This window comes from Corynebacterium sp. A21 (genome assembly GCF_052266655.1).
In the GTDB taxonomy this organism is placed as follows: Bacteria; Actinomycetota; Actinomycetes; order Mycobacteriales; family Mycobacteriaceae; genus Corynebacterium.
Map to the genome: position 1 here is coordinate 542513 of NZ_JBQPQY010000001.1, position 14517 is coordinate 557029.

At 62.3% G+C, this 14517-nt stretch carries 12 protein-coding genes; 4 read left to right on the top strand and 8 right to left on the bottom strand.

Going from position 1 to position 14517, the window contains the following annotated elements:
* Positions 1 to 362: 362 nt before the first annotated feature.
* Positions 363 to 1115: a DedA family protein gene (locus tag ACTU46_RS02440; protein ID WP_443378582.1), complete on the top strand. Its 753-nt coding sequence runs from the start codon at positions 363 to 365 to the stop codon at positions 1113 to 1115.
* A gap of 162 nt (positions 1116 to 1277) precedes the next feature.
* On the opposite strand, the gene ACTU46_RS02445 is transcribed toward ACTU46_RS02440, so the two are convergent.
* Together ACTU46_RS02445 and ACTU46_RS02450 are read right to left on the bottom strand one after the other, a co-directional pair.
* Positions 1278 to 3821, bottom strand: a complete 2544-nt coding sequence (locus ACTU46_RS02445) for a DEAD/DEAH box helicase (RefSeq protein ID WP_443378584.1) — start codon at positions 3819 to 3821, stop codon at positions 1278 to 1280.
* A 118-nt stretch (positions 3822 to 3939) separates the two neighbouring features.
* On the bottom strand, positions 3940 to 5058 hold the full coding sequence (locus ACTU46_RS02450) for a PAC2 family protein (protein WP_443378586.1): 1119 nt from the start codon (positions 5056 to 5058) through the stop codon (positions 3940 to 3942).
* A gap of 387 nt (positions 5059 to 5445) precedes the next feature.
* Here ACTU46_RS02450 and ACTU46_RS02455 point away from each other — a divergent pair, with 387 nt between their 5' ends.
* A complete protein-coding gene (locus tag ACTU46_RS02455) occupies positions 5446 to 6615 on the top strand; it encodes a DUF4192 domain-containing protein (protein WP_443378588.1) in 1170 nt (389 codons plus the stop codon).
* Between the two features lie 31 nt (positions 6616 to 6646).
* Here ACTU46_RS02455 and galE read toward each other — a convergent pair whose 3' ends face one another.
* The 6 genes from galE to ACTU46_RS02485 all read right to left on the bottom strand — a co-directional run bounded on the left by galE (position 6647) and on the right by ACTU46_RS02485 (position 12448).
* Positions 6647 to 7636 (bottom strand): UDP-glucose 4-epimerase GalE, encoded by a 990-nt coding sequence (gene galE, locus ACTU46_RS02460; protein ID WP_443378590.1) that lies wholly within the window; start codon positions 7634 to 7636, stop codon positions 6647 to 6649.
* 51 nt (positions 7637 to 7687) lie between these two features.
* Entirely contained in the window at positions 7688 to 8368 is a 681-nt protein-coding gene (locus tag ACTU46_RS02465) for an iron dependent repressor, metal binding and dimerization domain protein (RefSeq protein ID WP_443378592.1), read from the bottom strand.
* Between the two features lie 367 nt (positions 8369 to 8735).
* Positions 8736 to 9737 carry a sigma-70 family RNA polymerase sigma factor gene (locus ACTU46_RS02470; RefSeq protein ID WP_443378593.1) on the bottom strand — a complete coding sequence of 334 codons (1002 nt, stop codon included), beginning with the start codon at positions 9735 to 9737 and terminating at the stop codon, positions 8736 to 8738.
* Between the two features lie 195 nt (positions 9738 to 9932).
* Positions 9933 to 10367, bottom strand: a complete 435-nt coding sequence (dtd, locus tag ACTU46_RS02475) for a D-aminoacyl-tRNA deacylase (protein ID WP_443378595.1) — start codon at positions 10365 to 10367, stop codon at positions 9933 to 9935.
* Positions 10368 to 10386: 19 nt separating this feature from the next.
* Positions 10387 to 11910, bottom strand: coding sequence for a DUF7782 domain-containing protein (locus ACTU46_RS02480; protein WP_443378597.1), 1524 nt, complete (start codon positions 11908 to 11910; stop codon positions 10387 to 10389).
* Between the two features lie 70 nt (positions 11911 to 11980).
* Positions 11981 to 12448, bottom strand: coding sequence for a DUF3099 domain-containing protein (locus ACTU46_RS02485; protein WP_443378599.1), 468 nt, complete (start codon positions 12446 to 12448; stop codon positions 11981 to 11983).
* A gap of 58 nt (positions 12449 to 12506) precedes the next feature.
* On the opposite strand from ACTU46_RS02485, the gene ACTU46_RS02490 reads away from it, so the two are divergent.
* Positions 12507 to 12746 carry a DUF3039 domain-containing protein gene (locus tag ACTU46_RS02490; RefSeq protein WP_443378601.1) on the top strand — a complete coding sequence of 80 codons (240 nt, stop codon included), beginning with the start codon at positions 12507 to 12509 and terminating at the stop codon, positions 12744 to 12746.
* Positions 12743 to 14467, top strand: coding sequence for a DEAD/DEAH box helicase (locus tag ACTU46_RS02495; protein WP_443378603.1), 1725 nt, complete (start codon positions 12743 to 12745; stop codon positions 14465 to 14467). Before ACTU46_RS02490 ends, ACTU46_RS02495 begins: the two co-directional genes overlap by 4 nt.
* The last annotated feature ends 50 nt before the right edge of the window (positions 14468 to 14517 follow it).

The following is a 14517-nucleotide window of genomic DNA, read 5'->3' on the forward strand; positions in this document are numbered from 1 at the left end:
TGAGTTTTTCCGGGGAGGGTGCCTTTGTGCTGTGCCGCTTATCGACGCCGCGAGCAGGCCCGGGTCTGCGCCATGACCGGGGAAGTCCGGTATTGAGCTAGTTGAGTTACGGCTAGTCTGGCGAGCAGGCACGATGGACGTGCAGCCTGGGGAAGACATTGGCCTGGGTCTTGAGTCCTATGCCGGAATGACAGGAGAAGAGTTTGAAGCGAAACGCGCCGCAGGGGAGAATTCAGCCAGAGCATCGAAAGCTCATTAACGCAGCGCATGACGAGGTGCCGCTGACCTGAGGCAGTGGGAAACCGTGGCTGCCGCAAGGTGTCTGTACCTGGAACCGACCTGTTTCGCGCTAGGCTGCACCCATGACGCAGAACGATGAACCGGAACAGCTCAGGTTCCCTGCCAGTCCGGTCAACACCGACCAGGTTGTGGCCCAGGCGGAGAAGAAATCAGAACCGGAACTGCCTAAGTTTCTCGCCGAACCCGAGCGCGCGGACATCATCTTATTCGTCGCTCTGCTGGCGATGGGGCTCTTTTCCCTGGGGATGATCCCGTTCCGGGCCTGGCTGCTCACCGAGCCACTGGCATACACCCTGCTGGTCGGCGGTTATACCAGTTCCGTGGTGGCCGGTGCCAACGTCTCGGTGGGTAATGGACACTTTTTGGTGTACCTGATGTGCACCGTTATCGGTGCGGTGAAGTTCATGCCCATCTACTGGTTGATGGGCAAACGCTGGGGCATGGAGTTCATCGACATGTCGCTGCAGTACATGCCGCGTGCCCACCGACTCTTCCAGAAGGCAGTGAAATCAGAGACCTCCCGCACCAAGGTGTGGACCCTGTCCCTTGTCCCGCTGGGCTACCTGCCCGGTCCTGTCCCGGGAACTGTCCTCAATGCGGTGGCCGGCCTGCTCAAGGTGAAGCTGGCCATCGTCCTGCTAGTCAATGTCACGAGCATCCTGGTGATCAACGGCCTGATGATGTGGCTGGGATTCCAATTTGGTGATCCGGTCCTCAACGTGGTCGAAATGGTCAGCAAGTACCTGCTGTGGGTCACGCTGGGACTGTTGGCTGTGGTGTTCTTCCAGGCATGGCGACGGTCGAAGAAGAAGTAGATCTGCGGCCCACACTTTGACGGGTAGATCTCGAGCACCGGCCAGATGATGCCCTCCGGGAGGGCAATTGGGCGGATACCCGAGACCTACCCGTCATCCCTCGGGTGAGCATCGCTGACCCGAGGGCACCTCCACGCGGCGTCGATAAGCGCGCCTTAGTTTTCAGGAGTACTCGATCTGCAGGGACTCCAGGCGCACCTCGCCGGCCTCATCGGAGGCATCGAGGTCCACCACGGCCACCAGGGCGAAGGAGTTCTCGCCCTCCGGGTCTTTGATCACCTGGCGCACCGGTAGCCTGCGGTCCTTGATCTCGCCGGGACGGAAGAACTCCGGTCCACGGGCAGCGGGGCCGGTATCCAGGTCTGAGTACTCATCGAAGTAGGCGTCCAGGGCCGCCCCGAAGTCGGGCTTGGAGTCCAGGTATTCGAGCATCTCGGTGAGCTTGTCCTCCTTCTCGAAGGCGAAGAGCTCCACGATGCGGAACATCAGGTTGCGGACCATGATCTTGAAGGCGCGCGGGTTACTGCTCAGCGCCGTCGGATCCTCGACCCCGAAGGCCAGTTCCCGGGCGAGTGCCTCCTTGGAGATCGGGGCATCAGGATCCGCCATCTGCGCCCATTCATCCACGAGGGAGGAATCGACCTGCCGGACAAGCTCACCCAGCCAGACGATGATGTCCTCCAGCTCCTCATTCCGGTGCTCCGGTGGGAGGGTGTGCTGCAAGGTGCGCCAGGCATCGGTGAGGTAGCGCAGGACCACGCCCTCGGAGCGGGCGAGGCCGTAGGTGGCCACCAGATCGGAGAAGGTCATCGCATGCTCGATCATGTCGCGCACGACGGATTTGGGGCTGATGTCGAATTCCTTGACCCAGGGGTGTCCCTCGGCGAAGATCTCGAGAGCGGATTCCAGCTCCTCGTGGAGCGGCTTGGGCCAGGTGACATCCTCGATGATCGCCATGCGCTCGGTGTAGTCCACACCCTCGGCCTTCAGAGCGGCGATCTCCTCACCGCGCTCCGCCTTCTGCTGCGCGATGAGCACCTGGCGGGGATCATCCAGGATCGCCTCGAAGGTACTGATCACGTCCAAGGTATAGGTCTCGGATTCCTTGTCCAACAGGCTCAGCGAAGCCAGCGCGAAGGGGGAGAGCGGCTGGTTCAGCGCGAAGTCCCGCTGCAGTTCCTGGGTCAGATGGTACTTCCGGCCCTGCTCATCAGTACCCTCCTCGACCCGCTCGACGATGCCGGCGTTGACCAAGCCACGCAGCAGATCGATGGTGGTGAGAATGTCCTGGTTCTGCCGGGCGCGGGTGTCATGGTTACCGCGGAGCAGCTTCTTCAGGTGTTCGTAGCCATCGCCCGGTCGGGAGAGGATATTAAGCAGCATGGAGTTGGAGACCTTGAACTGTGACTGCATGTTCTCCGGCTCTGCGGTGGTCAGCCGTTCATAGGTCTTCTCCGTCCAGGTCACCTCGCCCGGCCGGGCCGATTTCTTGCGCAGCTTCTTCAGCTTCTTCGGGTCCGCCGCGGCGCGCTGACGCAGCCGCCAGTTCTCGATCTCATGTTCCGGAGCCTGGATGACCACGGTGCCCACGGTGTCATAACCGGCACGGCCTGCCCGGCCGGCGATCTGGTGGAACTCACGGGACTTGAGCACGCGCTCCCGGGTGCCGTCATACTTGACCAACCCGGTGAAGAGCACAGTACGGATGGGGACGTTGATGCCCACACCCAGGGTGTCAGTTCCGCAGATGACCTTGAGCAGGCCGGTCTGGGAGAGCTTCTCCACCAGACGACGGTACTTGGGCAGCATGCCGGCGTGGTGCACACCGATGCCCTTGCGCAGCAGTTTGGACAGGGTCTTCCCGAAGGTGGTGCTGAACCGGAAGTCACCGATCTCGGCGACGATCTTGTCCTTGGTGTCCTCATCGATAATCTTGATCGAGGTCATCGCCTGGGCACGCTCAATGGCGTCGCGCTGGGTGAAGTGGACGATGTAGACCGGTGACTTGCCGGTCTCAAGCAGCTCCTCCACGGTTTCGTGCACCGGGGTGTAGACATAGGAAAACTCCAGCGGGACCGGGCGTTCCGTGCCGGCCACCAAGGTGGTGGTTCGGCCGGTCCGCTCACTCAGGTCCTGCTCCAGGAAGTTGGTGTCACCGAGGGTGGCTGACATCAACAGGAATTGGACCTTCGGTAGCTCCAGCAGCGGTACCTGCCAGGCCCAACCACGATCCGGCTCGGAGTAGTAGTGGAACTCATCCATCACCACCTGGTCGATCCTGGTGTCGGCGCCTTCGCGCAGCGCAATATTCGCGACGATTTCCGCGGTGGCGCAGATGATCGGGGCGGATCCATTGACCGTGGCATCACCGGTCATCATGCCCACTGATTCAGGTCCGAAGATCTCGCAGAGGGAGAAGAACTTTTCACTCACCAGCGCCTTAATGGGCGCAGTATAGAAGGAACGCTGACCGCGTGCCATGGCGATGAAGTGCGCAGCATTGGCCACCATGGACTTGCCGGAGCCGGTCGGGGTCGCCAAAATGACGTTATCCCCGGTGAGGATGCCCAGGGCGGCCTCTTCCTGCGCGGGGTAGAGGGAGATACCGCGCTCCCGGGTCCAGGACAGGAAGGAATCGAAGATTGATTCATCCAGCAGGGATTCGGGGACTTCCGATAAGTCAGGCAGCATCTGGGTTAAGTTCACACCTACCAAGGTAGCTGTTGCACCAGACCTGGTGTGAGGAAACCCCCGGGGAGGTGAGTTGAACCCAACTGGTTCAACTCACCTCCCCGGGGGAATTCAGTGCTCTCCGGGGATGCGGTTAGTCTTCTTCCTCGACTTGGGAGTCAGATCCTGAGTCCCTTTCCTCAGTGTTGTCTGCCGGGTTCTCGGGAGTTTCCCCGAGTTCTTCCTCGGTGCTGCTCTCCCAATGCTGTTCCACATCTGGTCCGGTGGCACCGCCTTGAGCTGGGTCCCCGGCCTGCTTGGTGGGATCCGAGGTGTCCCTGCCATCCGCGGCGTCGTCAAGACCGGCGAGGAACTGTTCGAACTGTTCACCGAGTTCTTCACCGGTGGGGAGGTTCTGCTCCCCGGGGAGTGCCGCCTGCGGATGATTCTTGCGGTAACGTTCGAACTCTTCGTCGTACTGGTGTTCCAGGGCGTGCACGATCTGCTGGATCTCACCGCTGTCTTCAACCTGCTCAACGAGCTGGTTGGCCACTCGCCGGGCATCAGCCTCCAGGACCAGCAGCGGAAGCTTCAGCTGGGCGGCCTCGGCGACTGCCTCGAGCAGCTTGAGGGTGGCATCCGGGTAAGGCGAGGCCGCCAGGTAGTGCGGTACATGCGCGGTGTAACCCGCAACATTGAGTCCACGCTTGTGTAGCTCACGCTCGATATGCAGGGAAGCTGAACCTGGGACCGTCATCCGAGACTCGAAGTTGAAGAGATTCTTCATCAGCTCCGGAGTATTGCCGTGGGCGGAGACCACCAGCGGACGGGTATGAGGCACAGTCATCGGGGCAGCGTAGAGGCAGATGGTCTGTTCGACATTGAACTTCTCCACGAGATCGGCCACCGCAGTGGTGAAGGCCTCCCAACGCAGATCAGGCTCCGGGCCGGAGAGCATCAGGAATGATTTGCCCTCACTGTCCCGCAGCACACTCATGTTCAGGTTCAACCGCTCCGCAGAGCTGATGTGGTTGACATCGATGGTCACCGCTGGGCGCCGTGAGCGGTAATCGATCAGCTCATCATTGTTGAAGGACGCAATAAGGCGATTATCCAGGGCGGCCAGCAGGTGCCGGGAGCTGGCGTCTACAGCATGACCGGCATCGGCGTAGCCCTGGAGTGCGATCACCAGGGTCGGTCCCTTTTGATCCTGATTCATCACCTCCGGTGACGGGTACTCCAGCTCATACATGCGGCGAGAATTCTCCGACATGGTCATCCTCCTCATTACTACGGTGTGTCTTACGGCCCGACCGTATGTGGGCGTCGCCGTGATTTTGCAGACTTGAGATTGCAGAGGCACCGCGGCCTGCACTGTGTTAATTCGGTGACCTCAAGTTGAGTCGTGCTGTATCAACCACAACAAACCTGCGGGCAAAATATTTCCGTCACGATTCAATTCAGTTCTCCCGACACCTCAAAGGCATGGGGTACCGCTTGCGCGTTCCCTACATTCTATCCGAACCAGTTTCCTCTATCGACGAGTCCACCGCATGTCGGGCTGGCTGCCCCCTGTGAATAACTTCGTTAGTCCACAGCTTCCGTCACTATCGCTGAGCAGCGGAGGACAGAGTGTCTGAATCTGGCCAAGATCAATGCCATGACTTCGACAATCACGCAGTGCACACCCGCCGACCTCTTCGCCAATCTGCCGGGGATCCTCGGTTTCTATCCCCGGGAATCCCTCGTTCTGGCCACCTTCCACCGTGTCGAACACACGAAGCGCTTCCTGTTGGGTCCGGTGATGCGCCTGGATATCGGTGATCTTGCGGCCCTGGAGGAAGTGGCTGAGGTGCTCCATAATGAAGAACCTGATCTGGTGTTCGGTTTCCTGATCACCACCGGCGATGAGAGTGCCATGGAGCACATTGCGCTGGATCTTTATGAGCGGGTCAACGCTGGGCTGATGGATCTCAGTGCCTGTTGGACAGCCCGTGAGGTGGTGACCGGGGAACCCTATCAACTTGTATTCGGTCCCGGTGAGCAGCAGTTGACCCGGTTGATGAATAACTCCACCGACTGGCAGCGAGGGAAGATCTCACCGGTATCCTCGGCGGTCGCCATGGCACCGCTGCTTCGCAATGGTCAGCTGCCGGAGCTGGAGCGCTCCGCGGTCTTTGACTACTTCAATCGTTTCAATCCGCTTTTCGACGCCGCGGAGACCGCCGCCCTGGAATCCTTCGCCGCCCGCCACGCAGACGAACTCTGCACCCTGATCAACCGGGAGGCCATGGAGGGCGAGGGAACTGCCCTGGGGGCGGTCATCTCCGATTTCCGGCTGGTGCTCGCTGAAATTGAGGAGACCGGCACGGACGCCGGCAGATTGATGGAAGAGGAGGAGACGCTGGTGACAGTCGCTGTCTACCTCTCCGACAGTCTGCTCCGCGATGCTGTGCTCAGCACCGGGCTGAAATATCCGAGGGCTGCGCTGGCCCTCTCACTGGCGGTGGCCCGCACCTTCGGCGAGACTATCCGGGCCAATGCCTTATCGCTTTATGCGGTGGTGGCGGTTGCGGCTCAGCTGTCGATGCAGGTGGCCCCGGCGTTGCTCGCCGCGCAGCGGGAGGTTCCTGGTCACACCCTCAGTTCACTCCTGCTTGATGGCGCACAGGCGGGCGTCCACGAGGCGATACTGGAGGCCACGCGGCGCGGTAGTGAACTGGTGGCCGATAAATATCGGGTGCCGCAGGCACTGCGAACGATTGAGTCTGGGGCTGGGGCGGACACCGGACAGAGCATTCCCGGGAATGACTCCCCGGTGGAACCCTGATCCCGCGGGGATCCCGGCGGGGGAGGCGAGGTTACCTGGAGCGCTGTGCCGCGTGCGCCCGGTCTCCCAGCGCACTACTGAAGGCCCAGGCATCCTTGACCACTATCTCCAGATCGGTGCGGGTCGGGTTCCAGCCCAGCTCACGCTTGATCTTCTCGGAGGAGGCGATCAGGGTTGCCGGGTCACCGGCACGACGCTCGGTAACTTCAGCGGGGATCGGATGACCAGTGACCTTGCGGGCCATCTCAATCACCTCATTCACGCTATAACCGTCGCCTGAACCGAGGTTGTAGATTCGGTGGGTGCCCGGCTGGTTGGACTCCAGCGCCAGCACGTGGGCATCCGCGAGGTCGCGGATGTGGATGTAGTCCCGGACCGGCGTGCCGTCCGAGGTGGGCCAGTCCTCGCCGAAGATGAAGATCTTGTCGCGGTGGCCGAGCGCAACCTGGAGCACCAGCGGAATCAGGTGAGTCTCGATCTCCCGGTTTTCACCGATGGCACCGTAGGCACCGGCGACATTGAAGTAGCGCAGGCTGGTGGCACCGATACCGTGGGCATGCGCATAAGAGGTGATGGCGTGATCAATGGCGAGCTTGGTGGCGCCATAGGGGTTGGTCGGCGCCGTGGGCATGTCCTCGGTGATCGGCACCGACGCCGGCTCGCCATAGGTGGCGGCGGTCGAGGAGAAAACCAGGTTGCCCACACCATGTGCATGCATGGCGTCCAGCAATGCCAGCGTGGTCACCACATTGTCCTGCCAGTAGATCTCCGGCTTCGCCACGGATTCCCCGACCAGGGAACGCGCGGCAAAATGAATGACGCCATCGAATCCACCGCGGCCAAGTACTTCAGCCGCGAGTTCCAGCACACTTCCCTCGACGAATTCTGCGGCGGCCGGGATCGCGTCACGGTTGCCGGTGCTCAGATCATCGATGACGGTGACTTGATGGCCTCGCTCAGTCAGCACTGCGGTGCAGACACTGCCGACATAACCTGCACCACCGGTGACCAGGAGCTTCATGCGGGACTACTTCCTCTTCTGTGGACCAGTTTTCGGGGGGGGGAAGAAACCTCAGAGTAATTCGATGCGCACGGCGTGGCAGAGATCGTCCATCAGCTCGACCTCGTGCTCATCCTTGGTGATGCGCACCCGACCGTGGTCGTTGATGATATCGACGGTGGCACCGATGACGATGCCGGCCTTCTGGAGCTCCGCGAACTGCACGACATCGACCTGCAGGATCTCGTTGAGCTGAACGATGCGGGCGGAGAGCTTCTCACCGTTGGGCAGATCGACCGCGCGAATTCCGGCATCAGGGGTTTCCTCGTTGTCCAGACCGAGGTCAGCCAAACCGGGGATCGGGTTGCCGAAGGGGGAACGGGAAGCGTCATTGAGGACAGCGACCATGCGCTTTTCGACCTCATCGCTCATCACGTGCTCCCAGCGGCAGGCTTCCTCGTGGACCTGAGTGATGTCCAGTCCGAGGATGTCGGTGAGCAGCCGCTCGGCAAGACGGTGCTTGCGCATGACAGCGGTGGCCAGCTGGCGGCCTTCCACGGTCATTTCGAGGCTTCGGTCGGGGCGGACCACAACAAGTCCGTCGCGTTCCATACGGGCGACCGTCTGGCTGACGGTGGGACCGGATTGCTCCAGGCGTTCCGCGATCCGCGCGCGCAGCGGAATGATGCCCTCCTCTTCGAGCTCATAAATCGTACGCAGGTACATCTCGGTGGTATCTACCAAGTCCTTCACGTCGCGAGAACCTTTCTTCAGAATTCCGGGGACGGCCTTATGGCATGTCAAGTGTAGAGCAGAACGATAGCAGTGAAGCAGATTGATCAATCGCGGGTGCTGGTCGGGGCGGCACAATTTCCGCTGGTGATTGATAATAAGCTCTGATGCTTATAGATTCACACTACCTTATAGCGTCAACCGATAATGGTCGCCAACTATTTCCGGCCTGGTGCAGGCTGTGGAGAAGGTCCTGTCGGGACGCGTGAGTTCCGGCAATCGATTCCCGCCGGTGGTCGCGTTAGCGAGCTTCCCAGCTCAATAGAAGAAACCGTGCCGCCGGCGGAAAGCCGGGGACACGGTCAGGTAGAACGGGATCTGGCAGAACTCAGAGGGCGTAATCGCGCAGCCGGTTTGCACGCTCGCCGTCACGGAGCTTGCTCATGACCTCACGCTCGATCTGGCGGACCCGCTCCCGGGAAAGCCCGAAGCGGCGGCCGATCTGGTCGAGGGTGCGCGGCACACCATCATCAAGGCCATAACGCAGCCGGATGACATCCTGTTCCCGCTCCTCGAGGGTGGACAGGACATAACGGATATCGGAGTGGCGCAGCGAAGCGACGACCGCGGTCTCGGCATCGGTGGCTTCGGCATCCTCGATGAAGTCACCCAGCGGTGCCTCCTCATCAGCACCGACCGGCATATCCAGGCTCACCGGATCGCGGGACTGGCGCAGCAGCATTTCAATCTTCGACTCTTCGATGCCGGATTCCTCCGACAGCTCCTCATTGGTGGCCTCACGGCCGAGGTGCTGGTAAAGCTCGCGCTTAATACGGGAGAGCTTGTTGACCTGCTCCACCAGATGGACAGGCAGGCGGATGGTGCGGGACTGGTCCGCCATTCCGCGGGTGATGGCCTGTCGGATCCACCAGGTGGCATAGGTGGAGAACTTGAAACCCTTGGCGTAGTCGAACTTCTCCATGGCGCGGATCAGCCCGAGGTTGCCTTCCTGGATCAGGTCGAGCAGAGGCATGCCGCGGCCGGTGTAACGCTTGGCCAGGGAGACCACCAGACGCAGGTTGGCCTCAAGAATATGGGAGCGGGCCTTCTTACCTTCCTTGGCTAGTACCTTCAGATCGCGCTTCATAGCGCGGGTCAGTTTCTGCTCCGGATCGTTGAGCAGGTGATGGGCATAGAGCCCCACCTCGATCTGCTGGGCGAGTTCAACTTCGTCCGCTGCGGTGAGCAGCGCGGTTCTTCCGATTCCGTTCAGATACACGCGGACCAGGTCCGCCGAAGGATTGTCATTGGTCTGACCTCGGCGGCTGCCGCGATCCTTTTCCTCTGTCTTTTCCTCAACATCGATGTCCACTGCAGACGCTGTTGTCATCGGGGCCTCCTCGGTATCGCCGGTACTAATGAGATAACGGGACATGCCCGAATAAAGTTCCCGCCGCCTTTATTTGCATTCATGGGGTGGGGCGAACCCCTGCTGAACTGGGAAGAAGGAAAAGCGCGGGGGTGGTTGAGCGCACCTGCCTCGGGATCGCTCTGCCCCCGATCCGGTTTGCAGTGAGGTTGCGGATCAGCATTCGACGAGCACGGTGAACGGTCCTTCGTTGACTGAGGTGACCTTCATCATCGCGCCGAACTGCCCCTGTGCGACCTGGATTCCCCGTTGCTGTAGTCCGGCGGCGATCTTGGCGAGCACCGGCTCCGCCTGTTCTCCGGGGGCCGCCTCGGACCATGAGGGGCGGCGGCCCTTGGCGGTCTGGCCGTAGAGCGTGAACTGGCTGACCAGCAGCACCGGGGCGCCGGCATCCTGCACTGAGACCTCACCCTCGAGAATGCGGAGCTCCGCGATCTTGCGGACCATTGTCTCCCAGGCATCTTCGGCATCGTCCCGGCCCACACCCACCAGCGCCAGCAGGCCACCGGTGGCGGGGCAGTCAATGGCACCGACAACCTCGCCCTCAACCGTGACTGAGGCGGAACTGACCCGGGTCAATACTGCTTTCATGTCCTGCTCCTCAAATTCTTCAGTAGCCGCTGAGCTCGGCGGGGATCACGAGACCATGGCGGACCAGGTCGCTCACCGCGGCCACGGCTTCAGGAAGGAGCTTCTCGACGTCGAGCCCCTTGGCCATGGCGTAGAGGTCCACCGTCTCGGCAAAGCTCAGGCCCTGCGGATGGAGGCCTGCGACGATCGAGGCGAGGTGGGTATCCACCTCGTGGCTCCAGCGGGGGCCCTCGGTTCGGGTCAGGCGCATCACTGCCGGGGTGAAACCGACGCCGGCTTCAGTGTCGGTGATGCTGACATCCTCCTTGGCTACCCCGGGTCGGAGTAAGAAGCGGGAGTCGCCGAACTCCTCGGCGGTGACCCCACGCAACCAGTCCACCCGGGTGAAGTACTCATCGACCTCCGGGCCCAGTGGGTCAGTGAAGGACTGGGTCATTTCCTCAGCGAGGATCTCGGTGGGTTCCTCGCCGATATTCTTCATCGCCACGAAACCGAAACCGACTCCGGTGACCCCGGCTTCGGTGAAGTGTTGGAGCCAGGCTGCAGTACGGGTATCGGACTCGACGGAGCGGGGATCCAGGGATTCATCACGCAGCCAGGTGCCCACATAATGGGCGGGGTCAGCCACATCGCGTTGGATCACCCAGGCGGAGACTCCGGTCTCGGGGAACCAGGCGGCCACCCGATGCGCCCAGGATTCCTCGGAGGTGTGCACCCAGGCCGCCAGGAAGTGGGCGGTGCCACCTGGGTTGAGGTAATCGAGTGCCTCGCCGATCACCAGTGCGCTGGCGCCGTCGAGATCCAGTCCGGAATCCCGGTAAACATGGCCGACCTCGGGCAATCCGACCACGAAGGGCGGGTTGGCGACGATCCGGTCGAAGGTACGTCCCTCAACCGGTTCGTACCAGGGTCCTTCGAGCAGTTCCACCGCAGCGCCTTCGCCGGTGACCGCGCCCAGGGTGGCCTCGGCGAAATCCAGGGCCCGCGGGTGTAGGTCGGTGCCGGTGATCTGGTCGGCACAGTGTAGCTGGCCCAGTGCCTGCACCCCGGATCCTGTCCCCAGGTCCAGGACCGTGCCCACCGGGGTGGCGGGCGTGGCCTGCAGCAGTGAGAGACTGGCAGCGCCGACACCGAGGACATGGTCGGGGCCGGGGACATGGTCGGTCATGGCGGCATCCGCATCCGAGAAGACGAGCTGGTCCCGGCCGAGGATCACATGCGGGCGGATATCGATGCCCAGGCGGACCTGGCCAGCAGTGTCAGCGGCGAAGACCGCGGCGTCGATAAGCGACTGCGCCAGTTCCGCACCGAGCAGGCCCGCCAAGTCGGCGGGGGAGAGCGGGTCCCGGAGGATGAAGGTACGGATCAGCCGGTCCAGGGTACTGCCGGCACGGGTGGCATAGCGCACCGCAGCGGGCTCGCCACGGTGCATCGCCTCGGTCATCTCGGGGCCCAGATGGGCGGCGATGCCATCGGCGCTGAAGCCTGCCTTCCGCAGCACGGGGGTCAGTTGGCGGGCCAGGGCGGTCAATTCACTGCGCATCGGTGGTGGTCCATTTCCGCCGGCCGGGCCGGCTCAGTTGGGGGTCAAAAATCTTGAGAATGGGGCTGGCTCAGCGTTCGGGGGACCCGGAGTCATCGTCTTCGGCCTCAATGGTCTCCGGTTCTTCTCTGGCGGACAACTCCTGGTGGGTCTGTTCCTCGAGTTCCTGCTGCTGCGCGAGCTCCCGGATTATCGCCGGTTTATAGACGTTGCGGCTACGGGGGTCACGTCGCTCGCCCTTCTCATTGGCGATGACCACCGCCACCGCCGGCAGCGGCACCGAGATGAGAAACAGGATCCCGGTCACCCACCAGTTCTCCCACCAGAACACGCTCAGTCCGCACAACACCAGCAGCGGCACCCGTGCGATCTGGATGGCGGCGTAGACCCGCTCCCGGTGGTGACGGTTCTCCGAGGCAGAACGGGCCGCGGTGGTGATCAGGGTGGCCGGGCGCCGGTGTAGCCGGAAACGCCTACGGCGAGGCGGTCCGCCGGTGGACGGATCCTCCGGAACATCCTCGTAAATGCCCTCATTCATGGATCACACGATAGACCCGTTGTGCCTTTGATCGGGGTATTGGGGCATGATGGACAGCGTGAGAACGACAACGAAGACCATTGAACGCCCCGAGGTGCGGGATCAGGAAAGCACCGAAGATGACACCCCGAAGTTCTTCCACTACGTGAAGAAGAACAAGATCGTGGAGTCAGCTGTTCAGGGAAACATGGTCGTCGCCCTCTGTGGTGAGACCTTCCCGGTGACCAAGCAGGCTAAGCCCGGTTCCCCGGTGTGCCCCGACTGCGAGCGGATCTACAAGGGCCTGCGTAAGAAGTGAGCAAGGGACAACTTCGTATATGGCAGCGCCAGGCCTTGACGAAGTACCTGGCGCAACGCCCCAAGGATTTTCTCGCGGTGGCAACACCGGGCGCGGGTAAAACCACTTTCGCGCTGCGCGTGGCCACGGAACTTATTGAGGACCGTACGGTGGACCGGATCATCGTCGTGGTCCCCACCGAACACCTGAAGATGCAGTGGTCCCAGGCCGCGGCCCGGGTGGGGCTCTCGCTGGACCCGCGTTTTTCCAACTCGGATGCCATCAACCCCGCCTACCAGGGCGTGGTGGTCACCTATGCCCAGGTGTCGATGCATCCCTTCAAACATCACGCCATCTCCACCGCGAAACGCACCCTGGTGGTCCTTGATGAGGTCCACCACGGTGGTGACGCCAAGAGTTGGGGTGATGGCATCCGCGAGGCCTACAACGACGTGGAACATCGCCTCGCACTGACCGGTACCCCCTTCCGATCCGATGACTCGGCGATCCCCTTCGTCCGCTACATCGAGGACGGCGAGGGACACCTCGTCAGCCAGTCCGACCACACCTACGGCTACGCCGAGGCGCTTGCCGACGGTGTGGTCCGCCCGGTGGTCTTCCTCGCCTACTCGGGGGAGGCCCGGTGGCGTACCAGTGCCGGCGAGGAGTTCGCCGCTCGACTGGGGGAGCCGCTCAACGCCGAGCAGACCGCCCGTGCCTGGAAGACCGCTCTTGACCCCAAGGGCGACTGGATCCCGGCGGTGCTGCAGGCGGCGCACACCCGGTTGCAGCAGCTGCGGCGCAATATGCCCGATGCCGGCGGTCTGGTGATCGCCACGGATAAGACCACCGCGCGCGCCTATGCGCGACACCTGGAGAAACTCTCCAGCACCCCGGTCTCGGTGGTCCTCTCCGATGAAGCTGGTTCCTCCGAGCGCATCGATGAATTCTCCGCCTCCACCGATGAATGGATGGTGGCGGTCCGCATGGTTTCCGAGGGCGTGGATGTTCCTCGCTTAGCGGTCGGTGTCTACGCCACCTCCGCCTCGACGCCGCTGTACTTCGCGCAGGCCATCGGAAGATTCGTGCGTTCGCGCATGCCAGGGGAGACTGCCTCGGTGTTCCTGCCCTCGGTACCGGTGCTCCTGGACCTGGCCGCAAAGTTGGAGACCTCCCGCGACCATGTGCTGGGCAAACCTGACCGCCCCTCCGATGGACTCGATGATGACCTGCTCGCACAGGCCAACAAGGTTGAGAACGAGGCGGATCTCCAGGAGAAGAGCTATGAATCTCTCGGCGCAGACGCCGAGCTGGATTCGTTGATCTATGATGGTTCGACCTACGGCACGGCCACCTTCGCCGGCTCCGAGGAAGAGGCGGACTATCTCGGCCTTCCCGGGCTTCTCGACGCCGATCAGATGCGCGCGCTGCTGCGCAAGCGGCAGGAGGAGCAGCTTGACGCTCGTGACGACGCAGCCCGCCACCGGCAGGAAGCAGAGGCCAAGGCCCGGGCAGCGGCCCGTAACCAGGGCACTGAGGTCGCTGTCGACCAGGTCGCTAGTCAGGAGCTCCCGAAACTGCGGAAGGAGCTCAACGCGATAGTCTCCATCACCGCCGGAAAGAGTGGTCGACCGCACGGGGCCATCCATACCGAGGCGCGCAATGCCTGCGGGGGGCCGCCCACCGCACTGTGCAATGCGGAGCAGCTGCAGGATCGTATCGCCTATCTCCGCCGCTGGTGATCAACACCGGCCGCTGATGATCCCGGGTTCCTGCGCGGAGCCCGGGATTT

What these genes read in the sequence shown, in the direction of transcription:
- ACTU46_RS02470 (WP_443378593.1), bottom strand. Translation starts at nt 9,737, where the DNA reads ATGACAACAGCGTCTGCAGTGGACATCGATGTTGAGGAAAAGACAGAG.
- ACTU46_RS02480 (WP_443378597.1), bottom strand. Translation starts at nt 11,910, where the DNA reads ATGCGCAGTGAATTGACCGCCCTGGCCCGCCAACTGACCCCCGTGCTG.
- galE (WP_443378590.1), bottom strand. Translation starts at nt 7,636, where the DNA reads ATGAAGCTCCTGGTCACCGGTGGTGCAGGTTATGTCGGCAGTGTCTGC.
- ACTU46_RS02455 (WP_443378588.1), top strand. Translation starts at nt 5,446, where the DNA reads ATGACTTCGACAATCACGCAGTGCACACCCGCCGACCTCTTCGCCAAT.
- ACTU46_RS02440 (WP_443378582.1), top strand. Translation starts at nt 363, where the DNA reads ATGACGCAGAACGATGAACCGGAACAGCTCAGGTTCCCTGCCAGTCCG.
- ACTU46_RS02485 (WP_443378599.1), bottom strand. Translation starts at nt 12,448, where the DNA reads ATGAATGAGGGCATTTACGAGGATGTTCCGGAGGATCCGTCCACCGGC.
- dtd (WP_443378595.1), bottom strand. Translation starts at nt 10,367, where the DNA reads ATGAAAGCAGTATTGACCCGGGTCAGTTCCGCCTCAGTCACGGTTGAG.
- ACTU46_RS02450 (WP_443378586.1), bottom strand. Translation starts at nt 5,058, where the DNA reads ATGTCGGAGAATTCTCGCCGCATGTATGAGCTGGAGTACCCGTCACCG.